Source organism: Oceaniovalibus guishaninsula JLT2003, assembly GCF_000299575.1.
In the GTDB taxonomy this organism is placed as follows: Bacteria; Pseudomonadota; Alphaproteobacteria; order Rhodobacterales; family Rhodobacteraceae; genus Palleronia; species Palleronia guishaninsula.
The window spans coordinates 96783-122072 of the sequence record NZ_AMGO01000068.1; the positions used below are offsets into that span (position 1 = coordinate 96783).

A 25290-nucleotide genomic window follows, 5' to 3' on the forward strand; every position below is an offset into this window, starting at 1 on the left:
AAAGACCGCCCCCGGTTCTGACGCGCGGAACCCCCCACCATCAGCGCCGTTAAGAAGGTTAACCCTTAGCAACCAAGGCGCATCGGCGCGCTGGGGATCTTGTCTCATGTCATCGACCATCGCCAGCAGGCCCCGCGCGGGACAAACCTTTTCGTGGTTCATCTTCGGCCTGATGTCGAGCGTGACCTTCGTCGGCATCCTGTCGGAACTCGTGCCCTCGGGCATCCTGCCGCAGATGGCGGCCGATCTGGGGATCGACGAGGGCGACGTGGGCTTTCTGGTCGGCGTTTACGCACTGGCTTCGGCGGTCTTCGCGATCCCGCTGGTCAGCGCGACGCTGTCCGTCAACCGCAAGCTGATGTTGCAGCTTCTGCTGGCGGGTTTCGCCGTCTCGAACCTCGTGGTGGCCTTCGCTTCGTCCTATACACTCATCGTTGCATGCCGGATCCTTGGCGGCATCTGCGCGGGCGTGATGTGGCCGATGATCGCCGCCTATGGCACGCGCCTTGTGCCCGAGAACCTGCATGGCCGCGCCATTACTGTCATCATGGCGGGCAATACGCTGGGTATCAGCATCGGCTTGCCGCTGATGACGACGATCGGCGTGACCTTCGGCTGGCGATCGGCTTTCGCCGTGCTGGGGCTGGTCGTGGTCGTCATCGGGGTGCTGGTTCAGGTCTTTCTGCCTTCCGTCGAAGGCCAGCGGATGAGCAAGGCCAACTCGCCCTTGGCCATCGTCCGCATGCCCACGATCCTGATCGTGCTGCTGCTGACCTTTCTGTCGGTCATCGCCCATTATGGCGTCTACACCTACATCACGCTTCTGGTGGCGCGGCTGAACCTGCCCGGCGGCATTGGACTGGCGCTTCTGATCTTCGGCATAGGCTCGGTGATCTCGGTGATCCTCTCGGCGCGCTATATCGACGCCTATCTTCGCCCCCTTATTGTCACGGCGCTGGTCGCGGGTGGCGCGGCGATGGCGCTATTTCTGGCCTTCCCCGCCAGCACGATCATGTCCATCGCGGGCTTTTTCCTGTGGGGGCTGGCCTTCGGGCCGCTGGTGACGATGTACCAGACCGCCGTCAGCCGTCAGATCGACGAGGCCAAGGACGTCGCCACCTCGGTGCAGTCGAGCGTGTTCAACCTGTCGATCATGGTCGGCACCTGGATCGGCGGGCTGCTGCTCGACGGCTTTCTTGGCTCGTCGAACGTCTCGGGCGTGGTCTGGCTGTCGCTCGGCTGCTTCGCTCTCGCCACCATCGTCGCGTTTCTGTCCAGAACGACTTTGCGCCCGGCCTGATCGGCCGCCTTCGGCCATGACCCTTCCGCCCTGTAAAGGAGACCGTCCATGAAAAAGTTCACCAACGCCCGCATTTATGGCCAGCACGACGGAATCTGCGAAATCACCGTGGATGATGGCGTCATCAAAGAAATCGGACCGGATCTGGCGCCGGCTGACGATACTATCGACCTGAAGGGACGTCTTGTCGTTCCGCCTTACGTCGATCCGCACCTGCATCTCGATTACGTCTATACTGGCAGCGGACCGGGTGCCGCCAACGAAAGCGGCACGCTGTTCGAAGGCATTGCCCGCTGGCACGACGTCAAGAAAAGCCAGACCAAGGAGGACGCCCGCGAGCGCGCCCTGCGCGGCATCCGCGAGGAGATGTCCCACGGCGTGCAGTTCATCCGTACCCATATCGACGTCTGCGACCCGAACCTGACCGGCCTCAAGGCCTTGCTGGATCTGCGCGAGGAGCTGGCCGACAAGATCACCATCCAGATCGTCGCGTTCCCGCAGGAGGGGATGTACGCCTATGAGGGCGGCGACGAGATGGTCGAGGAGGCGCTGCGCATGGGTGCCGACTGCGTCGGCTCCATCCCGCATTTCGAATGGGCTTACGAGATCGGCGAGAAGTCGGTCCACCGCACCGTCGAGCTGGCGATGAAATACGACAAGCTGATCGACGTGCATTGCGACGAGACCGACGATCCCCAAAGCCGGCATGTGCAGCTTCTCAACGCACTGGCGATGACGGAAGGGATCGGCCGGCGCACCACCGCAAGCCACACCTGTTCCTTCGGCTCGGCCGACGACGCCTATGCCTTCCGCATGATGGGCCTGTTCCAGAAGTCGGGCATGAACTTCATCTCGCTGCCGACCGAGAACGCCTATCTCCAGGGCCGGCAGGACAGCTATCCCAAGCGCCGCGGCCTGACCCGCGTCAAGGAGTTCTGGGAAAGCGGCATCAACGTCTGCTTTGGGCAGGATTCGATCAACGATCCCTGGTATCCGGTGGGCAACGGCAACCTGATGAACATCCTCGACAACGGCATTCACCTGGCCCAGACGATGTCCATGGACCAATTGAGCCGCTGCCTCGACCTCATCACGGTCAACGGCGCAAGGACCATGAACATCCAGGACAGCTACGGGATCGAGACCGGCAAGCCCGCCAACTTCCTCGTGCTCGACGCCGAAACCCCCTTCGAGGCCGTGCGCACGCGCGCCGGCGTCCTCGCCTCCATCCGAAACGGCGAATACCTCTTCAAACGCCCCGACCCGAGCTTCGAAACCGAACTCGACCTGACCCAGTGACGCAGGCCAGCGGAAAGGACAGAACCATGAAGGACCACACCGCCATCGTCACCGGGGGCGCCGCCGGCATCGGCCACGCCATCACAACAGAACTCGCCCGACGGGGCACCCGCGTCCTCGCCGTTGACATCGACGCCGAGGCCGGCAAGGCGCTCGCCGCCATGGACCCGGACCGGATCGCCTTCATGGAGGGCGACATCTCGAAGGAGGAGGTGGCGCGCGCAGCCGTGGCGCGCGCCGTCTCGACCTTCGGCAAACTCACCGGGCTCGTCAACAACGCCCACGCCTCGCGGCAGAAGCCGCTGCTGGAGCTGGCGCCCGATGACTGGGCCCTGTCCTTCGACACCGGGTTTCGGGGCACGCTGAACTTCATGAAGGCCGCGCATCCCGAATTGCTCAAGACCGAAGGCGCCATCGTCAATTTCGGATCGGGCGCAGCGTTGAACGGGCAGCCGAACCAGGCCGCCTACGCCGCGGCCAAGGAGGCGATCCGCGGTCTGAGCCGGGTGGCCGCCAACGAATGGGCGACGGACGGCATCCGCATCAACGTCGTCTGCCCGCTCGCCCTGACCGAAGGGGTGGCCAAGTGGAAGGAGGCCCATCCCGACCAGTACGACGAAATCGCGGCCAAGGTCCCCCTCGGCCGGCTGGGCGATCCGCAAAAGGACATTGCGCCGGTCGTCGCCTTCCTGCTGAGCGACGACAGTCGCTACATGACAGGACAGACACTGATGGCGGATGGCGGCGGCACGATGCTGCGGTAAGCCGCGACATCACGAAACGGAGCTATGGAACGGCTGTACCTGCGCGCCTAGCAAGACGAAGCTTGTCTTCTTCGACACAGGCCAGCCAGCGCGATATTTCGGCGAAGACCTCGCCAACTTGGCATGTTGAACAAACCTTGGCGAGATATGCTTTTTCAGATCCATGCACGCGTTACGACAGGCGGCCGTGCTGAGTACGATGCCTTTCTCGAGGTAATACCTGATTGCAGAAGCATTCTACCATCGGATATTAGCAGAATGTTACATAATACGACTTAACGGACAGTGAGTTATGCTGATCTTGAGGCGGCTTACGTCCTTCTTTGAATGCCCCAAGAGGTTCGCCCGACCTTGATCCGTTGACTCCGCCTCGGAGGCGTCCGATCGGTGCGTCGACCAATGTCTCTGCGGGCTCATATGTTTCCGCACGATAGCCCGGTTGGGGCTGCGACACCTGCTTTGACAAGAAAGCCTATGCTGCCTGACATCCTGTCCCCGCTGATCGATTGCGCTTTCACATCCTGGTCGCCGGGCATCGGAGATCCGAATCTGGCGGGATGGGCAATCGTCGGCGCCTATCTTGGCGCCGCCTTCCTTTCCCTTCGGCTTGCAATCGGCCGGGATGGCCATACCGCCGAGCGGATATTCTGGGCGGTTGCGGGGGTCGGCCTTCTGTTTCTGGCGGTGAACAAGCAGCTCGACCTTCAAAGTTTCCTGACGGCCGTCGGGCGCTGCGCGGCCAAGCAACAAGGCTGGTACGACATGCGACGGGCCGTGCAGGCCGGATTTATCGGCGTTCTGATCGCCACGACCCTCGTCGGAGGAGGCGCCGTTCTTTGGGCCCTGCGCCATACGGCGCGCCGGACCGGCATCGCCCTGCTCGGCCTTGTCTGGATCACTGCGTTCGTCCTCGTCCGCGCCGTCGGCTTTCACCATTTCGACCGGCTGATCGGCCTCCGGCTGGCGGGCTTCCGCCTGAACTGGGCCTTCGAACTGAGCGGGATCGCCATCTTTGCCCTCGGCTGCCTGCTTGCGCTATTCGTTGCACAACGAAAGCGACCCGATCATCGCCAGGTACCTAAAGAATGATCTCTGCCGGGGTCGGCAGACGGTCGCGACCATCGGCGAATGCCAATTTGTAGCAGGTTTCTATTGCCGTCGAACCGATTCGCCCTCACCGTTAACGAATATTAACGGGGATCGCGCTGTGCGGCGCCTGAATTGAGGATGAAACATGCGCGAACTATCGCTTGTCCGTGCGGTGGGTGTGGTCGGATTGCTGACCTTGGCGACCACAAGCGGGATGGCGCAGGACGCCGAGGCGCCCGACAGTCTGAAAATCTACTTCCAGACCGGCAGCGATCGGGTATCGTCGGATGGCGTCGCTGTCCTCGACAGTGCGGCGCGGCTTTACCGAGAAGGCACGCCAATCGTGATGATCGTCGCCGGTGTGGCCGACACCGTAGGCAGTCCCGTCAACAATCTGGCCCTGTCCATTCGGCGGGCGCGAGCTGTGGCAGACGGATTGGCGGCGCGGGGCATCCCGGCTGAACGCCTTCAGGTTCTAGGGCGGGGCAACAGTGAACTTGAGGTGCCGACCGATGACGGCGTGCCCGAGCGGGAGAACCGCGTGGTCGAGATCACCTGGCGCTGAGAGTTTGCACATTCTTGTCCCCGCCGCCATCTTCGCGGCGCTGGTTTGGGCCACCGCGACGGGCGCGCAGCCGGCGACGGGCAATGCGGCCTTTGCCGAGGCCGACTACGATACCGCTTTTGCGCTCTGGCAGACCGAGGCGCTGAAAGGATCGTCCGAGGCGGCCTTCGGGCTTGGACTGCTGCACGATCTGGGGCTCGGCAGGCGCCGCGATCCTGTCCAGGCGCTGCAATGGTATCGGCTGGCGGCGGTCAGGGGATTGGCGGATGCCCAGTTCAATGTCGCCGTGATGCTGGACTCGGGCGGCGTCGGGCCTCCGGATCCCCAACTGGCGGCGTTATGGTACGCGCGGGCAGCGGCGTCGGGGCATGTGCGGGCACAATACAATCTGGGCTTGCTATACGAGCAGGGCAGCGGGGTCCCTCGGAATGCTGATCTGGCCCGCCACTGGTTCGACCGCGCCGCCTCTGCCATCCCTCAGGCCGCCGCGAAGCTTACGGCTTTGACGAATGCCGTGAAGGGACGCGGCGTCCTGGATGCGCCGCTGATGCCGACGGGTGTTTTGATCAGAAAGGACGATACGGTTTTCGCCGAACTGGTCTGGACAGCTCGCCCCGGCCCCGACGCTACCTCTTATCTGGTCGAATTGGCAGACGGTGGCGATATAATTGCCAGCAAAACGACTGCCGGTTCGGCGGCAATCCTGCCGGTTGCGGTGCGGCAGGGTAATCTGCGCTGGCGAGTGACGGCTCTTGGGGCGGACGGCAACGAGGCGCCCGCGCCATGGCAACCGCTGATCGAAGCGGCGCCCGTTCGAATCGTCGTTGGGACGCAGGATAAAGACGCGGACATGCTGGCGGCCGACCTTGCGGCGGCGCTGGATAGGGCGGGCATCGCGGCCGTCACCGAAAAAACGGATCGTGATGCGGACCGAAGCAGCATCGTCCACGGACCGGACGACGATGCGGCGGGATTGGCCCAGGCGATCGCCGCCTATTTGCCGCCTGGGGTGTCGTCGACGACCGGGGCCGTCGTGGCAGATTGGATCGTCACCGTCCGTCTGGTCGGCGGTCCAATCCCGACCCGCTGAATGCCGGGGCCGTCAGCAGGATATCGACCGTCCCCGGAGGCGGCAGCGGGCGAAAAGACGCGAAGTCCTGCGCCTGCCCGCCGAGCGTACGCGCCAGACTTTCGGATGCCGCCCGGTCGCGCGGGTGATAGAAGCGCACGCTGGTCCGCGTCGGTGCCAGCCGTCCTTCGATGACGTGTTCCAGCCTGGCCCCGATCGCCGCCACCGCCGCGACAGCCTCAATATCCGTGCCGTTTGCCGGAACGTGCAGCGTCACACTCAGCTTCCCGGCGGTCGACGGCGGTTCCGATTGAACCGATGGATCGGCCGCGGCTGCGGGCTGCGACGGCCGCGCGGCAGTCGCGGTCATGGTGACGTCGAAGACAGGCGGCAGGGAAGGCGCCCGGTCGAACGCCAGCGACCGACGCAATCGCGCGACCTGCGTAGCGGTGGCTATGGCCGCCGGGGGACGGGAGTCGATGCCGGGTATGTCGCCGCCTGGACCGGAGGCCGCCAGCGGGGGAACGCGGTTCGGGTGCGAGGCTCGCGGACGAGTCGGAAGAACCGGCAAGGGTGCCAGTTTGCCCGGTTGAGGCAATTGCACCGTGTTCGGGAACGCGACGGGGTTTTTCGGCCATGATTGTGGCGCGCCCCAGATTGCCATTCCGAACAGGATCAGTCCGGTTGCCAATGCTGCACCCGCCGCAAGGCCGCCCGCGCTAGGCTGCGTGCCGTGGCGGGCGCCCTGTTGACGGACGACCGGTGCGGCGGCCAATCTATCGGCGCGTGCGGCCATCGCCTTTTCGCGTTGGCGACGGGCCTCGGCCAGTCGCCGTTCCCATTCCGGCGACGAAAGAAGGGCGTGCATTACATCGTTCGGGGCCTGACCCCGATCTGCGATCTTCCGGCTTACCAACGACTCGCTTCGGACTGCCATGGCCGCAGCATACCATCCTTTCGACGCTAATCTCGCATGATCACAGAAGTTTGGAACAGGTCGAGCATCATCTTCCCAACGCGCGATTTGGTGGGGGTCAGGATAGAGACGCCGCAAGTCCGACTGTTGTTGCCTCCGAATGATCGGACAGAGTCAGATTGGAATTTGATCGGCGTTGCGCGCCGCAATGGCATCGCGCCGAACTTGCTGTATCATTGGCGGCGTCTGATGTTGGGGGAAGCACTGGACCTGGAGTCTGAGACTTATGAACTAGCTGGAGCCGTCGCACCGGGGTGGGACATCCGGCGTCTTGAACAGGAGTGGCGCAACTGGATGATGGAACCTTCACGCGATCCCGACCGCGCATTTGCCGGTTTCTGCCGCAAGTGGTTCGAGAAGCGGGGACGCCCGTAGGTTCGGGAGCGGCCCCCTGCGGATTGGCACCGCGAAGGCGGTGACGAGCTCCGGCATGGTTGGCAGGACCTAAAGACAATCGCCGTGAGCATCAGATAACCCCAGGGCTTACAGGGGGGCTTTCGGGAATGCAGGTTCGGCTGTGATGAGTGTGACGATGCTCGCCGGGTCGGGCATGCGAGGGAACCCCGAGCGGATGTCGCAATCGGCGTATGCAGACGGCGGGCTTCAGCGATAAAACCTCAGGCCTTTTCGGCCGTACCGATCCGGCGGCCGTTCCGGATTGAGCAACACATGACCATCCTTGATGGTCGCGCCGTTTTTAGTTGTTTCGCTTGGGCGACCGACATGTACAAATTGACCTACGTCCGGTTCGCCACCAGGCAAGGTGCGCGTGTCTGTCATCACATCGATACGAATAGGATTATCCAATGACCGCGCTTCAGGAAAGCCAAGTGACGCATGAAGGCACGCTCGATCCGTCTGGCAACGTCCTCAATCCAGTGCGCGCGGACGAGAAGACCTGGGGCTGGTTCGCGATCTTCAACGTCTGGGCGAACGACATCCAATCGCTCTTCGGCTACTCGCTTGTGGCCTCGCTTTTCATCTCCTACGGCGTAGGAGGCTGGACGGCCTTCGCCGCGCTGATCACCGCCGGACTCTTCACGATGTGGATGGTCAATCTGTCAGGCGCTCCGGGCGAGCGATACGGGATCCCCTACCCTGTCCTGGCCCGTGCCAGCCTTGGCACCCAAGGGGCCAAGCTGCCCGCCATCCTGCGCGCCGTGGTCGCCGTATTCTGGTACGGTGTCCAGGTCTACTTCGCCTCGACGGCCGTGGCGCTTCTGATCCATTCGGTGACGGGTATGGAAGGGGGCACTCCGATCATGGGCCTGACCGGGGTCGACTGGGTTTCGTTCCTGATCGTCTGGGGACTTCACATCGTCATTTTCTGGCGGGGCATGAACTGGATCGAGACGTTCCTCAACGTCGCCGGACCGTTCGTCTATCTTGTGATGGTCGGCCTTGTCATCGTGCTCTGGCAACGCTCGGACGGTCAACTTCTGCAGGCTGCGGCCACCATCTTCGCAAATCCCGAGGGCACTTTAGCGACCGAAATCGCCGGCTTCATTGCTATCGTCGGTACGATGGTCGCCTATTTCGCGGCGGTGATGATCAACTTTTCGGACTTTTCACGCTTCGCGCGGGACAAGCGCGCGATGAAGACGGGCAACCTTGCCGGCCTGCCATTCAACATGATCCTGTTTTCGGCGCTGGCCCTTCTGACCACCGCAGGGGCCGCCGTCGTCTATGGTGAAGAGATGATCAACCCGGCCGAAATCGTCGAACGCACCGACAGCGTGCTTCTGGGCGTGATCGCGGCGATTACCTTCCTCGCCGCCACGGTCGGCATCAACCTCGTGGCCAACTTCATTCCGGCGGTCAACGGTATCGCCAACCTCGCCCCCGAGAAGATCAGCTTCCGCAAGGCGGGACTCATCACGTCGGCCTTCGCGCTGGTGATCGGCGGGTTCTGGAACAGCTTTATCAGCCAGGTCGGGATCGGCGGCTTCGTCAATACCCTGGGCGCGGTTCTGGCCCCGGTCTTCGGAATCATGATCGTGGACTACTACGTTCACCGGCGGCAGGAGCTTCGGCTCGCCGATCTTTACGACACGGACGGCGGGCTCTACCACTATGGCAACGGCTGGAACGGCGCGGCGGTCAAGGCGTTCGCGGTGGCCGCGATCTTCTCGGTGATGACGGTCTGGGTGCCGAACCTGAGCTTCCTGTCCGGCTATGCCTGGATAATCGGCGCCATTCTCGGGGGCATCCTGTTTCACGCCTTCGCAAAGCGCCAAGCGACCGCCTGACCAATCCAACCTGCTTGAATACCATGGTCGGCAAACGGGCTGGGTCTTGTCTTGCGCGACACGATCTTCTATCTAGTCAGACAGGTGGTCAGGAGTTCGATCGTGTGGACACTTCAGGATGCAAAGGCCCGGTTCAGCGCGGTCGTCGAGGCGGCATTGGCGGGCGAGCCGCAGGAGGTGACGCGCCGGGGGAAGCCTGCTGTCGTGGTTGTCGGCGCGGATGACTGGGCGCGGATGACGGGCGCGGCGCGGGCAGCGGGCTTCGGCGCACATCTGGCGGCGATCCCCAAAGGCAGGGACAGTGTCGATCCGTTCCAGCGTCCATCGCTGGAAGCGCGCGACGTCGATCTCTGACATGTACCTGATCGACACCGATGTCCTATCGCTCCTGCGCCGGCCTGATCGTGCGCCGGCGATAACCCGGTGGATGGCGGCGCAGTCGGATACGGCCCTCTTCCTCTCGGCCGTGACCTTGGGAGAAGTGACACGCGGAATCGAGTTGCAGCGGCCGCGCGATCCCGGTTTCGCAGCGGATCTCGACGCGTGGCTCGCGGTAATCTCGACGCGCTATGCCGACCGTGTACTGCCCTTCGGCGCGGCAGAGGCCGCGCTTTGGGGCCGCCTTTGCGCGTCGGTCGGTCATGTCTCCATCGATCTCATGATCGCCGCGACGGCACGGTCGCGCGGCCTCACGGTGGTCACGCGAAACCTGCGCCACTACGCCGGCACGGACGTTCCGACCCTGGATCCAGGAAGCGGCGGGTAGGACTGGCTGCCAACGACTTCGGACAGACCGGATCTTGTTGGCGCTGAGACGTGTCCGACGATCCCGGCGATCTAGCGGCCCGCCTCGTTCTGTAGCCGACGGACATCCTGGCATTGCCGGTGGGGGAAGGCAGAAGGCCGGGCTCCGACCCGGTCCGGGCGACAACCCAAAAAAGCCGTTTTATTCCTGCAAGCCGCCATGTAGGCGATCTGCAAGGAGGCTAATGTCCTTTTCGATCCGTTCCGTAATGATGGACGAATAAGCGAGGCGAAAGAACGGGACCGGACCCTTTGGCAAGTCGTAGAACGGCGTTCCGGGTTCAATGAGCACCCCGCTTTTTCGCGCTGCATTCGCGAGCCGCAACGCATCGAGACCGTCGGGGCCGCGAACCCACAGGTTGGTTCCGCCAATGGTCGCTGCGCCGCTGACTTCGAGTCCGACCCGTTCGATGGCGCGGGCAGCGATTGTGGGCCGTTCGGCGAAGGCGATCCGCATGTCGCGGACAAGCTGGTCGTAATGACCAAGCGCCAGAAAATATGCCGTGGTGCGCTGCATGTGACCAGGCGGATGGCGCAGGATCAGCAATCGCAGCCGTCGCGCTTCGGCGATGAACGGAGCCGGAGCAACGAGATGGCCGATGCGGAGACCGGGAAACAGTGCCTTGGAAAAGCTGCCGACATAGATGACCCGGCCGGTCTGATCGAGCGATTTCAGCGACGGGCTGGGAGCGTGCAGAAAGCTCATCTCGAAGTCGTAGTCGTCTTCGACGATAAGAAAGTCGCGCTCTTGTGCCGTGGCGAGCAGCTGCCGGCGCCGTTCCATCGGCATGGTGACGCCGGTCGGCACCTGATGACTCGGCGTCACAAAGACCGCGTCGTTTGGGGACAATGATGTCATGAGCAATCGCGCCGTTCGGCAAATGGAAGACCGCATCCGCGAGGTGGAACGCCAGCTCGGGCGCGGGATGCTGAAAGTCGAGATTCTGAAGGAACCACTCGATAAGTCACGCTAAGAAAACTGAAGTGGCATGTGCAGTCGCAGCCGAAGGACGGTTCCCAATGAGCGTCGTAGCCGAGACCCTGGGCGGCGCCAGATCGACCGACCGCACCCACGACGAAGGTCGGGACGCTGCGCTCAAACCTGCGCTGGTGCAGTGATGGCTTCGTTCACTTGCTGGAACGGCGACATCGTGCGCGGGGCCTTCATCATCGACGCGCATGACCGCGAGATCATATCCTGGTGCGCCGTCGTAAACGCAGGTATTGGCGGATCGGACGTGCGTGACACGATGCTGGCGGCGATCGAGGCGCGATTCGGCGGCTATCGCGCGCCGCACCAAGTCGAGATGCTCAACGACAACGGCTCGCCCTACATCGACAAGGACACCCGCATCTTCGCCCGGCAACTCCGCCTGAAGCCCTGCTGCACGCCGGCAAAGAACCCGCAGAGCATTGGTGTATCAGAGGCCTTCGCCAACACGCTTAAGCGGGATTACGTGGACATCACGCCGCTGCCAGATGCCGCCACCATGCTTGAATTGATTGCCGGGTGGTTCGAGGACAATAACGACAATTACCCGCATTCAGGGCTGAAGATCCGTTCACCGCGGGAGTTCATCGCAGCTCAAACCGCAACCGCCTGAATGTCCGGTGAAGCGGGCGCAAGATCACCAGGTTCTTGCGCCAACCGCATCTTGGATTCGGTCCGGATACCGCCCTGCGATGTCCCAAGGTCGGTCGAACCGTCCCGCTTCCGGCGTTCCGGGCTTGTGCGCTTAGGCGAAAAACCACACACTTCCCTTGTAATGATACGGAAATCTGCGGGCGCAATGAATCGCGAAGACCAGGAGCCGCCTCGGCCTGTGAGGGAACGATGATCGGGGCAATTCCGTTTCCCTTCACCCTGCTGCATGTCGATCCCCACCGGCTGGAGCGGTATGTCGATGAGCCGCACCAGAACTGGTATCTGTGGTCGGCACAGCACCTGCCCCGCTTCCTGCATCGGAATGCGGTCGTCAGGGTGAAATACCTGTTGGGCCGCAAGGGCGTTTTCGGGGGGAACTGGGATCTGGAAAGCCGCCTTCTGCCGGAACTGCCCAGCTATCGGTTGGTCGAAGACCTGCATCGGGTTCTGCCGGATTTCCGGAAGTCCCTGTGGTATGCGCGGGGACTGGAGGCGCTGGATCGCGGAAGGCCGTTCGTTCACAAGACCCTGACCGCCAGAACGGTGCCGGAACTCGACCGCATTTTCGTCGAGAACCTGGTCGCATTGATCGAAACCATGAAAAAGGACGGCTATCGTCAGGTGCAGGGCGCGGATCTTCCGGGGGGCATGATCGGGCGCGACGGCGCATTGCTGAAAGGCAATCGCGGCAGGCACCGGCTGGCGGCCGCGCAGGTCACCGGCGCTTCGGGGCTCTATCCGATAGAAGTGACCGGCGTGCATCGCCTGTGGCTGGCCGGCCGCCAGAGAAGAAACGGCGAAAGCCGCAACGCAATGCTCGTCCGCGAATTCGCGCAGGTGGAGAAGCGATATTCCGGGTCCTGACATCCGCGATCGGGAACCGCGCGGCCGGGCGGATGCGGACCGCCCGCGCCGGGCCGTCCCTTCGGGCCGTTCGGAAAGCCGCATGACGCCGGCCGCCGAAACCGGCATGGCCGCTGTCGCGAAAGAGGCCTCGGATCGCCTCGGGGGCCTTCTTCGCCCCGACACGACCCGGCCGATCGAAAGCGGGCCGTTCAAGGACGTGGTGGTGGATTCGACCCAGGCCTTTTTCGTGGACGGCGTGTCGCGACGGAAAAACTATGTGATGATCGTTTCGAACCCCATATTTCCGGGTTTCGTCGATCGCGCGGTCGGGAAATCCTTCGAGGCGCGGTCGGTCCTGGGCCCCGCGCTTGGAAAGGCGATCTGCACGCCGCTTCTGGCCGGGGCGTGGAACGGCCGGTCCTATGCCTTGTACGAACGGCTGATCGGATATTCGGAAAACAGGTATCTCAGGCGGCTTCAGACCCTTCGTTCGGGCGGCCGGGTGATCTCCTGGCTGGCGGCCGTCTTTCGCAAGACAGCGGTCGTCTCGGCCGGCCCGGACGACCGGGAACGCCGCTTTCTTGTCCCCCTGCGCGCCCTTTCGTCCGACAGAAATCTGGACGATACCGTCCGGAAGGCCGCTCTGGCGATGGAATCCGCCCTGGATCGCGGCCGGTTGCGGACGTTCAGCTGCCTCGAACACGGGGATTTCTGGACCGAGAACATCCTGTTCGCGGATGGCGGGAACGCAGTCCTGCCGGTCCGGCGGGACTTCCGGGTCATCGACTGGGGCGGCAGCAATCCGGCCGGCTATCCCGGCATAGATGCGCTGCGATTTTCCCTGTCCGCATTTGGCCGGGGCAGGCTGGCCGCAGACAGGCTCGGTCTTTATTGCAGACTGACGGGATTGACCGGGGAAGAGCTGGGCTTTTCGTGCCTCTGTGCCCTGGGCAGGCTTTCCCTCAATCTCGACCAGTTCCCGAAACACCGGTTCGATCGGCTGGCCGCGCATACGACCGGCTTCCTGGGAAGGCACGGTTACGTCGCGATGGACGGGGCCTGAGGGGGGCCTGAACGGGGCTTGCCGTTCGATGCCGGGATCGGCAGGATCCGCCGTGCCCGCCCCTTGCGGGCCGAAGCCGCGCGTCGCGCTTGCCCGAGGAAAGACCCCATGAACGACGACGACCCGCCGCGGGTGACATACTGGCATCTTCACGTGGACGAGGACGGGATCAGCCGTCAGGTCGAATGCGCGATGACGAAGTTCGAGCTTGCCTCGATCCAGCCGGAGGCCGCGCCGCAATGGCAGGGGCAAAAGCACCGTGACGGCATGACGGTGATGGTGACCGTCATGCCCGTCGGCTGGGTCGGCGAATGGCACGAGAACCCGGCGCCGCAATGGATCATCCCGCTTGACGGCAGGTGGTCGGTCGAGGCGATGGACGGGACGGTGCGCGAATTCGGGCCGGGCGAGATCTCTTTCGGCGAGGATCAGGGCTGCCGGGAGGTGGACGGCTGCAAGGGCCACAAATCCGCCACCGTCGGGGACCGGCCCGCGACGCTGATGATCGTGCAGTTGGACACCGCGCGCGACACGACCCCGCCCTGCCGCTTCTCGTGAGGCCGCGATGACCGACGCCGATGCCGGCCCCTTCGAGATCGTCGATCCGGCGTTCGCGGGCTATCTGCTGGGAAACGCGCCGCTCGAGACGCTGGCCTTCGGATTCCGCTGGATCGAGGGGCTGGTATGGATGGGGGACTGGAACTGCCTGCTGTTCCAGGATCTGCCGCGCAACCGGACGATGCGCTGGTCCGAGGATCTGGGCCAGTCGATCTATCGCGCCCCTTCGGGTTACGCGAACGGACAGACCCGCGACCGGCAGGGCCGGCTGATCGCCTGCTCGCACGAGGCGCGATCCGTCACCCGGACCGAGCATGACGGCCGCGTCGTCACCTTGGTGGACCAGCATGCCGGCAAGCGGCTGAATTCGCCCAACGACGTGGTCGTCAAGTCGGACGGGACGATCTGGTTCTCGGATCCGCTTTACGGGATCTCGAACGATTACGAAGGCGGCCGCCAGGCGTCCGAACAGCCCGCGGCCCTTTACCGGCTCGATCCGGCGAGCGGAGAGATCGCGATCGCAGCGGGCGATTTCGCGGGGCCGAACGGCCTGGCATTCTCGCCCGACGAGCGGCGTCTTTATGTGGCCGAGACCGGCGACCAGACCCGCCCCGATCCCGAGCAATTCATCCGTGTCTTCGATGTCGATGCCGACAACCGGCTGTCGGGCGGGGACGTCTTCCACACGATTTCGCCCGGTTACTGCGACGGCATGACCGTGGACGAGGACGGCAACCTGTGGTCCAGCGCGGGCGACGGCGTGCATTGCCTGGCGCCCGACGGGCATCTGATGGGCAAGATCCGCATCCCCTGCCCCGTTTCGAACCTGACCTTCGGAGAGTTGCGCCGCAACCGCCTGTTCATCGGCGGATCCCACACGCTTTACGGATTGTTCCTGAACCGCCGCGGCCTGCCCTTTCCCTGACCGTATGGCGGAACGTCTGAGACGCCGGCAAGACATGCGGCCGACCGGTCCGAATCCCGCGCGGGTATTCGCAACCGTCAGACGCCGATGTTATGCCCTCTCGGGCGCCGCGATCGGACCCTTGTGGCGCTGCTTGGCTGCGTCAATGCCTTCGGGCATGGCATTGTGATCCGGTCACCGGGAAAGACTGGCCAGAGCCGCACGAACAAGACGGGGGATCGTCCGCTGAAGGGCTGTCCGTTTCCTTGTCAACGAAGTTTTTCTCGCCTCCTGCCGCGTGCCGCGACAAGCCGGTTCACCCAGGCCAGCCCGGCAAGGCTGAGGCCGAGGATCAGGAACGAGCCTGCCCGCACAAGGCCGTCGAGCCCCGACACATCGACGAGGAAGACCTTGGCGATGGCCGCAAGAAGCAGACTGTTGGCCACCATCCGCAGCGGCCGCGAGCCGCCGATCAGCGATGCGCCGAATAGCGCCGCCCCCGTCAGCAGAAGGACCGCGGTCATTGTCCAGAGTTCGCCCGCCCCCATCGACGCGGCGGCCAAATCCGGCCCGCGCCAGCCATGGGCGATCGCAAGCCAAGCCCAATGCGCCACAAGGATGCCGCCAAGCGCCGTCCCCGCCAGACGCGGCCATCGCCCCAGTCCGGGCAGTCGCAGCGCGCAGCCCAGCACGATCGTCGCGGGCAGCAGATAGCCCGGCACCAGCGTGTTGAAAAGGACCGGCCCGGCGACCCGCTGCCCCCCGGCAAGCGGATGGACGAAGATCAGACCGCCTGCCATCAGCGCCAGCGCCACAAGAAGCGCCACGGATGCAGATGTGTAGCGGATCGCCTGCCCGAAGCGATGGCGCAGGGACGGCGTCGCTTCGCCCCGCGCTTGCCGGGCAAGGGCGGCGCCGCGGATGGAGGCCGCCGCCGAAAGCAGCCAGACCGATGCAAGCAGCCCGGCCAACCAATGCGCGCCCACATCCCATAATGCGGGTCGGTCGTCGGCAAGGCGCAGCAGCCAGACGCTTGCCGCGATCCCCGCCAGCACTATACCGCCCCCTTCGAGCGAGGCGCGCGCGCCGGGTCGGTCCGCGCCCCGCATCAGCAGCCATGCCGCGCCGACCAGGATCGCCGGCACCCCGTGCAGCAGCATCGCTTCCAGGGCGGGATCCTCGATCCCTGCTGCCAGGCCCGGATCGACCAGCCCCCGCCAGATCAGCACCGCCACGCCCACCTGCACGAAAGGCGACAGCGCGGGCAGGTCGAACCGGTCGTCGAGCGCCGCCGCGCCCAGCACCAACACCCCCAGCGCCAGGCTGAGCGCGCCTGCCGACACGGTAACGAAAAGCGCCAGCGCGAGGGCCGACATCGCCACAAGAGCGGCAAGTGCCGTGCGGACCCTGTCGTCGCCATCCCTTCGCGCCGCCCGCACCGCCAGCCCCGTGGCCGTCGCGGCAAGCGTCATCGCAAGGGCCGCGCGCGCACCCGTGCCGGGCATCGCCCATGCGGGCCAAAGAAGTTCCATCAACGCCGGCACTCCCGGCCCAACGATCGCCGCCGCGAAGGCCCAGGCACGTCCCTGCCAACCCGAGGCGGCGGCGCTGCGGATCACGGCAGCGGCGGCCATCGCCAGCGCGGCGCCCGCCAGCGCCGCATAGACCGCATAGGCCCCAGGCTCCACCTCCTCCGCCCCGTCCACCAGGATGCCGGCGGGAATCCACGAAGGCTGCGCCTGCCACGTCAGGACAAACAGTGCCGCCGCGACAATTGCGGCCATGTCGAGTGCCGCGTCCCAGCGTCGCGACCAGAGCGCCGCCACCGCGAAAAGCCAGGCCAGCCCCAAGGCCGCCGCGGGGGCGAGGCCGGGCGCGCGGGCCGTGGCGTCCAGCACGGCCAGCCCGGCCACCCCCCAGACGACGAGGGCGCGGATCGACGCGCCTGTCGGCGTTCCGCGCGCCCGGACCCGCGCCAAGATCGGGCCCGGCCCCGGCACATCCGGCATGACCGTGCCGTGCATCAGAACGATGGCCACGGGGGCGAGGGTGAGCGCCAGCGCAAGAAACGCGCCCTCGCCGCCCGCAAGCGCCATCACCGCCCAGGCGGCGCAAAAAGGGGTCGCAAGCGAGAGAGCGTCGATCCCGCGCCAGCGCCGCAGGACGTTCACCGTCAGCCCGGCAATCGCTACCATGCCGAAATAGCCTTGCAGCAGCGCCGCCTGCCCTGTTTCGCCGCCGATCAGGAAAGGCGCGCCCGAGGCGCCGAGGATTCCGATCGCGGCAAGGGCAGGCCCGTGAAACCAGCCGAGCGCCACCGCCAGCGCGGCCACCGCGACCAGCCCCGCAAGCGCGGTGTCGGGGCCGATCATGGCATAGAGCATCCGCGCCGCGAGCACCGCACCGAACACCGTCACGACCCCCGCCCCCGCGAAGACCGCGGCGAGCGGCCCCGCCGCGATGCCGCGCCGGCCGGTCGCGCGGCGTCGGATCGCGTCGCCAGCCACGACGAAGGCCACGCCGAGCGCCATCGCAACGGCCACGCGCAGACCGGGCGACAGCATTCCGCGCTCGGCGGCATATTGTGTAGCGAACAGCCCGGCCAGCGAGAGCGAAAGCGCCGAGACCGCAAGCACCCCGTTCGCCCGCAGCCACGCGGCACCGCGCGCCAGAACACCGAAGCGCGAGGCGAAGGATTGTTCCGCCGGACGCGAAACGACGGGACCGCTTGCGCCGTCCGCCGCACGGGGCGCATCCGGCAGCTCCATCGGGTCCGCCGGCGGCGCGACGGCAGGCAACTGCGCCGCAAGACGTTCCAGCGCCGAGATGCGCCGCCCCAGCCGGCGGTTCGCGATAACCAGCCACAGGACCGCAAGCGGAACCAGCACGTTCAAAAGGGGCGCCAGATCGTTCATTGCGGGCTCCGTATCGGCCGTTTGGCCCGCTCTATACGCCCGCCGGGTCGCGCGCATCCTTGCTCTTTGCGGGAAAGTCGCGTCGCGTTCGTCGGCGTCAGACTCCGCGTTGCGCCGGACCTTCCGGCTTGCCCGGACACCCCCCGGTCGGGCCTGGCCGTCAGCCTCGCCCGCTGAGACCCGTCACACCCCCAGCCAGCGATCCGTCATCTCGTCTGTCAGGTCTTGCACCGGGCCGGCCCAGACGGTCTCGCCCCGCTCCAGCACGACGGCGCGGTCGGCCAAGGCTTTGAGTTCGCGCAGCGACTTGTCCACCAGCAGGATCGCCAGGCCTTCGGTCTTCAGCTCGCGGATGGCGGACCAGATTTCCTGACGCACGACAGGCGCCAGACCTTCGGTCGCCTCGTCGAGGATCAGCAATCGCGGGTTGGTCATCAGCGCGCGGGCGATGGCCAACATCTGCTGCTCGCCCCCCGACAGGGTCCGGGCGGGCTGGCGGCGGCGTTCGGTCAGGCGCGGAAACAGACGACCGATGCGGGCGGCATCCCACGGGCCGGGGCGCGCGGCGACGGTCAGGTTCTCGGCCACGGTCAGGGGCGCGAAGCAGCGCCGCCCCTCGGGCACCAGTCCCAGCCCCAGCCGCGCGGCCCGGTGCGGCGGCAGGGACAGCAGGTCGCGCCCGTCGAAGCGCAGCGTGCCCGCCGCGGGCAGCAGGCGCATGACGGCGCCGATCGTGGTGGTCTTGCCCATGCCGTTGCGCCCCATCAGCGCGACCACCTCGCCTTCCGTCACCGTCAGATCGACGCCGAACAGCGCCTGAACCGGGCCGTAGCCCGCCGTCAGGCCCGCGACCTCCAGCAGCGGGGTCATGCGTCGTCCCCGCCCAGATAGGACCGCCGCACCTCGGGGTCGGCGCGGATTTCGTCCACGGTCCCGGTCGCGACGATGCGGCCATAGACCAGCACCGAAACGCGGTCGGCCAGCGCAAAGACCGCGTCCATGTCATGCTCGACCAGCAGGATCGGCGCCTCGGTCCGCAGGTCGGACAGCAGCGCGACCAGCGTTCTCGCCCCTTCCGCGCCCATCCCCGCCATCGGTTCGTCCAGCAGGAAGGCGCGGGGGCGCAGGGCAAGGGCCATTGCGATTTCCAGCTTGCGGCGTTCGCCGTGGCTGAGGGCGGCGGCCGGCGTATCGGTTCGTTCGGAAAGGCCCGCCTGGCGGATGTGAAACAGCGCAGGTTCGGTCAGCGCCGGATCCTTCAGCACCGGGCGCAGGAAGCGGAAACTGGCCCCCGATGCCCCCTGCACGGCAAGGACGACGTTTTGCAGCACCGTGAAATCGGCGATGACCGAACTGACCTGAAAGCTGCGCGCAAGACCCAGACGCGCGCGCGCGGCGGCGTCGAGGCGGTCGATGCGCTGCCCCTCGAACCGGATTTGCCCGGCATCCTGCCGCAATTCGCCGACGATCTGCTTGATGAGGGTCGATTTGCCCGCGCCGTTCGGACCGATCAGCGCGTGGATTTCGCCCGGATGCAAGGTCAGGTCCACATCGTCGGTCGCCGTCAGCGCGCCGAAGGATTTGCGCAGGCGGCTGACATGCAGGATCGGGTCAGACACGCCGCCGCCCCCCGGTCAGGATGCCGACAATGCCGCCAGGCGCGAACAGCACGATCCCCAGCAGCACCAGCCCCAGCAGCGCGGGCCAATATTCGCTGACGCCACCCAGAAGATGCTCCATCGCCACGAACAGCATCGCGCCCGCCACCGGGCCCGTCAGCCGCCCGACCCCGCCAAGGATGACGAAAACCATGATTTCGCCCGACATGTGCCAGTTCAGCATAGCCGGCGACACGAAACGGTTGAGGTCGGCATAAAGCGATCCGGCCAGCCCGGTGATCATCGCCGACAGCACGAAGGCGGTCAGGCGGATGCCGAACGGCCTGATCCCGACCGCCACCGTCCGTTGCGGATTGCGTCGCGCCGCCTGCAAGGCCAGCCCGAACCGCGCCCGCATCACCGTCGCCGTAAAGACCAGCGCCAGCAGCAGCAGCCCGGTGCAGATCGCGAACCATGTCAGCGGCTGCATCGAGTTCACGCCGGGAAAGACGTTGCGGACATAGAAGGACAGCCCGTCCTCGCCGCCATAGCGGGGCCAGCCGACAGCGAACCAGTAGATCATCTGCGCGAAGGCCAGCGTCACCATGATGAAATAGACGCCCGATGTCCGCAGGCTGAGGGCGCCGATGGCCAGCGCCGCCAGCCCGCAGACCAGCATCGCCATCGGCCAGATCGCCAGCATCTCGTTGGTGCCGTTCATCGTGTAGGGCAGCGTCGTCAGCGGTTCGCCCGACATCGCGTGACTGGCCAGGATGCCGGTGACATAGCCGCCCAGACCGAAGAACGCCGCGTGGCCGAAACTGATCAGGCCGCCGTATCCCAGCGCGAAGTTCAGCCCGACGCCCGCCAGCGCGAAGATCGCGGCCTTGGTGGCAAGCGTGACGACGAACAGCTCGCCCGCCAGATGCGCGGCGATGGCGCCGCCGATCAGCACCGCCAGAAGCGCCGCGTTCACCGTGCCCGCGCGGCTCATCCGCGGACGCCGAAAAGGCCGGTGGGCCGCCAGACCAGCACCGCCGCCATCAGGATATAGACCAGCATCGACGCAAGCGATGCCGCCACCGCCGTCGCCGAAGCCTGCGGCATGATCGTGGCCAGCGCGGCAGGCAGCAGGGCACGGCCCAGCGTGTCGGTCATCCCGACCAGCAACGCCCCCGCCAGCGCGCCGCCGATGGACCCGATGCCGCCGATCACGATGACGACGAAGGCCAGGATCAGCACCGGCTCGCCCATGCCGACCTGCACCGACTGCACCGCGCCGACCAGCGCCCCCGCCAGCCCCGCCAGCCCCGCCCCCAGCGCGAAGACGACGGTATAGAGGCTGCGGATGTCCACGCCGAGCGCGCCGATCATCTCGCGGTCGGCCTCGCCCGCGCGGATGCGGATGCCCAGCCGGGTGCCGCGCATCAGCCAGAACAAGAACACGGCGATGGCAAGGCCCAGCCCGATGACGGCAAGGCGGAAGCTGGGATAGACTAGCCCGCCCAGCGACACCGTGCCCGACAGCGACGGCGGCAGCGACAGGTAAAGCGGGAACGATCCGAACACCCAGCGCGTGCCTTCGGACGCGATCAGGATCAGCGCGAATGTCGCCAGAACCTGGTCCAGGTGGTCGCGGTGGTAAAGGCGGCGGATCACCGCCAGTTCGATCAGCGCCCCCGCCGCGGCCGCCGCGGCAAGGCTGGCGCCCACCCCCAGCCAGAACGATCCGGTGGCCTGGGCGACAGCGGCGCAGGCGAAGGCCCCGATCATGTAAAGCGATCCGTGGGCAAGGTTGATCAACCCCATGACGCCAAAGACCAGCGTCAGTCCCGCCGCCATCAGAAACAGCGTCATGCCGTATTGCAGCCCGTTCAGAAACTGCTCGAAGATCAGCATCGGGGTGCCCTTCCGCGGGCGGGGGCGGTGCGCCCCCGCGCCGGCATCAGTTCGTGCAATCGGCCGCGTAGGCGTCGCCGCGGTCGGTCATGGCGGTGTCCACGATCCGGTTCGTCAGGGTGCCATCGTCCAGCCTGACCACCTCGCGCAGATAGAGATCCTGGATCGGATGCCGGTTCGGCCCGAAGCGGAACTTGCCGCGCACGGTGGGAAAGTCCGCCGCCATCAGCGCGTCGCGGAATGCATCGCGGTCGGCGATATCGGCCGTGGCGACGGCCGACAGGATCAGGTTGGCGGTGTCGTAACCCTGCGCGGCATAGACCGAGGGCAGACGCCCGTATTCCGCCTTGAACGCATCCACGAAGGTCTTGTTGGCCTCGTTGTCGAGGTCGGGCGACCAGCTTGCCGTGTTCCTGATGCCAAGGGCCGCATCGCCCGCTGCGGGCAGGATGTCCTGGCTGAAGCTGAAGGCGGGGCCGATCAGCGGCGTGGTCACGCCCGACCCCGAATACTGCTTGAGAAAGCTGATCCCCATGCCGCCCGGCAGGAAGAAGAACACCGCGTCGGCATCCGCGTCGCGGATCTGCGCGATCTCGGCGGCATAGTCGGTCTGTCCGACCTGGGTAAAGATTTCGGACGCGACCTCGCCCTCGTAGAAGCGCTTGAAGCCGGTCAGCGCGTCCTTTCCGGCCGGATAGTTCGGCGCCATGATGACCATGTTTTCGTAACCGGCATCGGTCGCCGCCTGGCCCGCGGCCTCGTGAAAGTTGTCGTTTTGATAGCTGAGCGAGAAGTAATCCTCGTGACACTGCGCGCCTGCCAGCGCCGAGGGGGCCGCGTTGGTGGACAGATAGAACTTGCCCTGCTGGACCGCGGCCGGAACCACCGCCATGGCAAGGTTCGACCAGACGATCCCGGTCAGGATGTCCACCTCCTCCGACTGGATCATCCGGTCGGCGATCTGCACGGCGACATCGGGTTTCTGCTGATCGTCCTCGGTGATGACGGTGATGTCGACGGCGGCGTCGCCCGCCAGCTTCATCGCCAGATCGAAGCCGTCGCGCGTATCGACGCCAAGGCCCGCGCCGCCGCCCGACAGCGTGGTGATCATGCCGACCTTGATCGGGTCGGCCATCGCGGGCGCCGCCAGCAGCGCCGCCATGGCAAGGGTCAGGGTGTATCTCATGGATCGTCCTCCTTGTTGGGCCATCATGGGCCGTTCGTGTCGCGGCGGCCTTGCGCGGCCGTCTTGTCGTGAAGTCCGGTTCGTCGCCGTCATGCCCCGTCCTTCAGGCGGAAGCGCTGGTTCTTGCCGCTTTCGGTCTTGGGCAGCGCGTCGGTGAAGACGACGCTGCGCGGATACTTGAACGGCGCTATCGTGCGCTTCACATGGTTTTGCAGGTCATGGACCATCGCGCGGTCGCGTTCGTGTCCGGGTTGCAGGACGACATGCGCCTGCACGATATGCCCGCGTTCGGCGTCCGGCGCGGCGATGACCGCGCATTCCGCGACCGCCGGATGCGACAGCAGCGCGGCCTCGACCTCGGGTCCGGCGATGTTGTAGCCCGCCGACAGGATCATCCCGTCGGTGCGCGCGGCGAAGTGAAAGCGCCCGTTCTCGTCCTGGCTGAACACGTCGCCGGTCAGGTTCCAGCCGTCGCGCACATAGTCGCGCTGCCGGTCCTCGTCGGCCAGATAGCGGCAGCCGACCGGCCCCTTGACCGCCAGCCGCCCGACGGTGCCGCGCGGCACCTCGTGCATGTCGTCGTCGACGATGCGCGCCTCGTATCCGGCAAGCGTGCGGCCCGTGCAGGCGGGATGGTGGTCGTCGAAACGGTTAGTGATGAAGATGTGCAGCATTTCGGTCGAACCGATGCCGTCCAGCATCGGCCGCCCGGTCTTGGCGCGCCAATCCTCGTAGACCGGCGCGGGCAGCGTTTCGCCCGCGGAAACGGCCGCGCGCAGGCTGCCCAGATCGGCGCCCGCCTCCATCGCGTTGAGCATCGCGCGATAGGCGGTGGGGGCGGTGAAGCAGATCGTGGCGCGATACTTCTGGATGATCTCGACCATGTTTGGGGGCGTGGCGTTTTCCAGCAGGCAGGCGGCGGCGCCGAAGCGCAATGGAAACACCGCCAGCCCGCCCAGTCCGAAGGTGAAGGCCAGCGGCGGGCTGCCCACGAACACGTCGTCGGGCCGCACGTCCAGAACCTCGCGCGCATAGGCGTCGGCGATGATCAGGATGTCGCGGTGAAAGTGCATGGTGGCCTTGGGCGTGCCCGTGGTGCCGCTGGTGAAGCCCAGCAGCGCCACGTCGTCGCGCCCGGTGCGGGCCGCCTCGAACCGCACCGGCTTGCCCAGGGCCGCGCGGTCCAGCTCGGCGTCGTGGTTGGCGGACCCGTCGAAGCCCACCACCGTGTCGAGGATGCCGGATGCCTGCGCGCAGGCCGTCATCTCCTCCGTCAGCCGCGTATCGCACAGCGCCAGCGTCACCTGCGCCTTGTCCACGATCCTGCCCAGCTCGCCCGCGCGCAGCATCGGCATGGTGTTGACCACCACCGCCCCCGCCTTGGTCGCGGCCAGCCAGCAGGCCACCATGGCGGGGTTGTTGGCCGATCGGATCAGCACGCGGTTGCCGGGCCTGACGCCGTAATCCTCGACCAGGGCATGGGCGATGCGGTTGGTCCAGTCCGACAGTTCCTTGTAGGTGCGCTGCCGCCCGTTGCCGATCAGCGCGACGTTGTCCCCGAAACCCCGCGCGACCATCGCATCGGTCAGCTCGTGCCCCACGTTCAGCCATTCGGGATAACGGAAGGTGCCCAGCCGCAATTCGGGCCACAGACCCGCGGGGGGCAGGTTGTCGCGGGCGAAGCTGTCGATGTGCCCCGAAGGGCCCAGGGCGTCGTTCACTGGCCCCGCTCCTCTGCCGGGATGACGGCCGTGGCCTCGATCTCGACCTTGGCGCGATCTTCCAGCAGGTCGGCGACCTGCACTAGCGCCATCGCCGGAAAGTGCTTGCCCAGATGCCTGCGATAGGCGCGCCCGATTTCGCGCGCGTTGGCCAGGTAATCGCGCTTGTCGACGATATACCACGTCAGCCGAACCAGATGTTCGGGCCTGCCGCCCGCCTCGGCCAGAAGCGTGACGATACTGGCGAGGATGCGGTCCACCTGACCCACCAGATCGTCGGTCTGCCATTGCTGCTGCGCGTCCCAGCCGACCAGCCCGCCCAGAAACACCTGCCGCCCCTCAGCGACGACGCCGTTCGCATAGCCGATGGCGGAGGCCCAGCCGTCGGGTTGCAGGATGTCGTGGGGGGTGCCGCTCATCCGTCGTCCTCCTCTATGCTCTCGGTCAGCCTGTCGCGGATGCGGTCGGGCCAGGGGGCGGCGCGCTTGTCGGGTCCGATCCAGACGATGCGCTTGGCCGCCCTGAAACGCAGGTCGTCCGCCGGGCCGCGTCCGGCCACCGTCAGATCCAGACTGGATCGCCCCACGGCCGTCACCCGCAAGGTCAGCGTCAACCGCTCGCCCAGCCGGGACGGCGCGCGAAAATCCACCTCCAGCCGGACGGTGGGGCAGCCGTTGCCGTCGGCGATCATTTGGGCATAGCCATGACCCACAACATCGGCGAAGAAGTTTTCCGCCATGTGGTTCACCATTTCCAGATAGCGCGGATAGAAGACGATCCCTGCCGGGTCGCAATGGTTGAACTCGATCCCGAAGGGGCGGCTATAGGGCATCAGGCACC

At 65.9% G+C, this 25290-nt stretch carries 25 protein-coding genes and 1 pseudogene; 15 read left to right on the plus strand and 11 right to left on the minus strand.

Going from position 1 to position 25290, the window contains the following annotated elements:
• Nucleotides 1-106: 106 nt before the first annotated feature.
• From OCGS_RS13940 to OCGS_RS14640, 6 genes are all read left to right on the plus strand, one after another.
• A complete protein-coding gene (locus OCGS_RS13940) occupies nt 107-1300 on the plus strand; it encodes an MFS transporter (RefSeq protein WP_007427894.1) in 1194 nt (397 codons plus the stop codon).
• Nucleotides 1301-1348: 48 nt separating this feature from the next.
• Nucleotides 1349-2599 carry a cytosine deaminase gene (codA, locus tag OCGS_RS13945; RefSeq protein WP_007427895.1) on the plus strand — a complete coding sequence of 417 codons (1251 nt, stop codon included), beginning with the start codon at nt 1349-1351 and terminating at the stop codon, nt 2597-2599.
• 26 nt (nt 2600-2625) lie between these two features.
• Nucleotides 2626-3363 (plus strand): SDR family NAD(P)-dependent oxidoreductase, encoded by a 738-nt coding sequence (locus OCGS_RS13950; RefSeq protein ID WP_007427896.1) that lies wholly within the window; start codon nt 2626-2628, stop codon nt 3361-3363.
• 417 nt (nt 3364-3780) lie between these two features.
• Nucleotides 3781-4452 carry an isopropylmalate isomerase gene (locus tag OCGS_RS13955; RefSeq protein ID WP_156801072.1) on the plus strand — a complete coding sequence of 224 codons (672 nt, stop codon included), beginning with the start codon at nt 3781-3783 and terminating at the stop codon, nt 4450-4452.
• Nucleotides 4453-4597: 145 nt separating this feature from the next.
• Nucleotides 4598-5017 (plus strand): OmpA family protein, encoded by a 420-nt coding sequence (locus OCGS_RS13960; protein WP_007427898.1) that lies wholly within the window; start codon nt 4598-4600, stop codon nt 5015-5017.
• 4 nt (nt 5018-5021) lie between these two features.
• Nucleotides 5022-6107 carry a tetratricopeptide repeat protein gene (locus OCGS_RS14640; RefSeq protein WP_007427899.1) on the plus strand — a complete coding sequence of 362 codons (1086 nt, stop codon included), beginning with the start codon at nt 5022-5024 and terminating at the stop codon, nt 6105-6107.
• On the opposite strand, the gene OCGS_RS15160 is transcribed toward OCGS_RS14640, so the two are convergent.
• Nucleotides 6067-6954 carry a hypothetical protein gene (locus OCGS_RS15160; RefSeq protein ID WP_156801073.1) on the minus strand — a complete coding sequence of 296 codons (888 nt, stop codon included), beginning with the start codon at nt 6952-6954 and terminating at the stop codon, nt 6067-6069. The two genes, OCGS_RS14640 and OCGS_RS15160, sit on opposite strands and share 41 nt — an antisense overlap.
• A gap of 105 nt (nt 6955-7059) precedes the next feature.
• Here OCGS_RS15160 and OCGS_RS15165 point away from each other — a divergent pair, with 105 nt between their 5' ends.
• The 4 genes from OCGS_RS15165 to OCGS_RS13985 all read left to right on the plus strand — a co-directional run bounded on the left by OCGS_RS15165 (nt 7060) and on the right by OCGS_RS13985 (nt 10077).
• Nucleotides 7060-7437 (plus strand): transposase, encoded by a 378-nt coding sequence (locus OCGS_RS15165; protein ID WP_156801074.1) that lies wholly within the window; start codon nt 7060-7062, stop codon nt 7435-7437.
• A gap of 431 nt (nt 7438-7868) precedes the next feature.
• Nucleotides 7869-9311, plus strand: coding sequence for an NCS1 family nucleobase:cation symporter-1 (locus OCGS_RS13975; protein WP_007427901.1), 1443 nt, complete (start codon nt 7869-7871; stop codon nt 9309-9311).
• Between the two features lie 51 nt (nt 9312-9362).
• Nucleotides 9363-9665: a type II toxin-antitoxin system Phd/YefM family antitoxin gene (locus tag OCGS_RS13980; protein WP_338009677.1), complete on the plus strand. Its 303-nt coding sequence runs from the start codon at nt 9363-9365 to the stop codon at nt 9663-9665.
• The gene (locus OCGS_RS13985) at nt 9613-10077 is read left to right on the plus strand and encodes a type II toxin-antitoxin system VapC family toxin (protein WP_238538266.1); all 465 of its coding nucleotides are present in this window, start codon (nt 9613-9615) and stop codon (nt 10075-10077) included. Before OCGS_RS13980 ends, OCGS_RS13985 begins: the two co-directional genes overlap by 53 nt.
• A gap of 180 nt (nt 10078-10257) precedes the next feature.
• Here the strand turns inward: OCGS_RS13985 and OCGS_RS13990 are convergent, their stop codons facing one another.
• A complete protein-coding gene (locus OCGS_RS13990) occupies nt 10258-11010 on the minus strand; it encodes an aminotransferase class I/II-fold pyridoxal phosphate-dependent enzyme (RefSeq protein ID WP_083848281.1) in 753 nt (250 codons plus the stop codon).
• Between OCGS_RS13990 and OCGS_RS13995 the strand changes: the two are divergent.
• From OCGS_RS13995 to OCGS_RS14015, 5 genes and pseudogenes are all read left to right on the plus strand, one after another.
• Nucleotides 10961-11719: pseudogene (locus OCGS_RS13995) on the plus strand (DDE-type integrase/transposase/recombinase); the annotation flags it as partial. The gene OCGS_RS13990 and the pseudogene OCGS_RS13995 sit on opposite strands and share 50 nt — an antisense overlap.
• 35 nt (nt 11720-11754) lie before the next feature.
• Nucleotides 11755-12624 carry a hypothetical protein gene (locus OCGS_RS14000; RefSeq protein ID WP_156801075.1) on the plus strand — a complete coding sequence of 290 codons (870 nt, stop codon included), beginning with the start codon at nt 11755-11757 and terminating at the stop codon, nt 12622-12624.
• 82 nt (nt 12625-12706) lie between these two features.
• Entirely contained in the window at nt 12707-13669 is a 963-nt protein-coding gene (locus tag OCGS_RS14005; RefSeq protein ID WP_007427908.1) for a phosphotransferase family protein, read from the plus strand.
• Nucleotides 13670-13777: 108 nt separating this feature from the next.
• On the plus strand, nt 13778-14227 hold the full coding sequence (locus OCGS_RS14010; RefSeq protein ID WP_007427909.1) for a cupin domain-containing protein: 450 nt from the start codon (nt 13778-13780) through the stop codon (nt 14225-14227).
• A 7-nt stretch (nt 14228-14234) separates the two neighbouring features.
• Nucleotides 14235-15152: an SMP-30/gluconolactonase/LRE family protein gene (locus OCGS_RS14015; RefSeq protein ID WP_007427910.1), complete on the plus strand. Its 918-nt coding sequence runs from the start codon at nt 14235-14237 to the stop codon at nt 15150-15152.
• 248 nt (nt 15153-15400) lie between these two features.
• On the opposite strand, the gene OCGS_RS14020 is transcribed toward OCGS_RS14015, so the two are convergent.
• From OCGS_RS14020 to OCGS_RS14060, 9 genes are all read right to left on the minus strand, one after another.
• A complete protein-coding gene (locus OCGS_RS14020; RefSeq protein WP_007427911.1) occupies nt 15401-18046 on the minus strand; it encodes a DUF2339 domain-containing protein in 2646 nt (881 codons plus the stop codon).
• A 183-nt stretch (nt 18047-18229) separates the two neighbouring features.
• Complete coding sequence (locus OCGS_RS14025; protein WP_007427913.1) at nt 18230-18916, minus strand: ABC transporter ATP-binding protein; 687 nt, start codon at nt 18914-18916, stop codon at nt 18230-18232.
• Nucleotides 18913-19665 carry an ABC transporter ATP-binding protein gene (locus OCGS_RS14030; RefSeq protein ID WP_007427914.1) on the minus strand — a complete coding sequence of 251 codons (753 nt, stop codon included), beginning with the start codon at nt 19663-19665 and terminating at the stop codon, nt 18913-18915. Before OCGS_RS14030 ends, OCGS_RS14025 begins: the two co-directional genes overlap by 4 nt.
• Entirely contained in the window at nt 19658-20638 is a 981-nt protein-coding gene (locus OCGS_RS14035; RefSeq protein ID WP_007427915.1) for a branched-chain amino acid ABC transporter permease, read from the minus strand. The genes OCGS_RS14030 and OCGS_RS14035 overlap by 8 nt, the downstream gene beginning before the upstream one ends.
• Complete coding sequence (locus OCGS_RS14040) at nt 20635-21543, minus strand: branched-chain amino acid ABC transporter permease (RefSeq protein WP_007427916.1); 909 nt, start codon at nt 21541-21543, stop codon at nt 20635-20637. The genes OCGS_RS14035 and OCGS_RS14040 overlap by 4 nt, the downstream gene beginning before the upstream one ends.
• A gap of 46 nt (nt 21544-21589) precedes the next feature.
• Nucleotides 21590-22729 carry an ABC transporter substrate-binding protein gene (locus OCGS_RS14045; RefSeq protein WP_007427917.1) on the minus strand — a complete coding sequence of 380 codons (1140 nt, stop codon included), beginning with the start codon at nt 22727-22729 and terminating at the stop codon, nt 21590-21592.
• An 89-nt stretch (nt 22730-22818) separates the two neighbouring features.
• Entirely contained in the window at nt 22819-24450 is a 1632-nt protein-coding gene (locus tag OCGS_RS14050; RefSeq protein ID WP_007427918.1) for an AMP-binding protein, read from the minus strand.
• Complete coding sequence (locus tag OCGS_RS14055; protein WP_007427919.1) at nt 24447-24869, minus strand: RidA family protein; 423 nt, start codon at nt 24867-24869, stop codon at nt 24447-24449. Before OCGS_RS14055 ends, OCGS_RS14050 begins: the two co-directional genes overlap by 4 nt.
• Nucleotides 24866-25282: an acyl-CoA thioesterase gene (locus OCGS_RS14060; protein WP_007427920.1), complete on the minus strand. Its 417-nt coding sequence runs from the start codon at nt 25280-25282 to the stop codon at nt 24866-24868. Before OCGS_RS14060 ends, OCGS_RS14055 begins: the two co-directional genes overlap by 4 nt.
• Between the last annotated feature and the right edge of the window lie 8 nt (nt 25283-25290).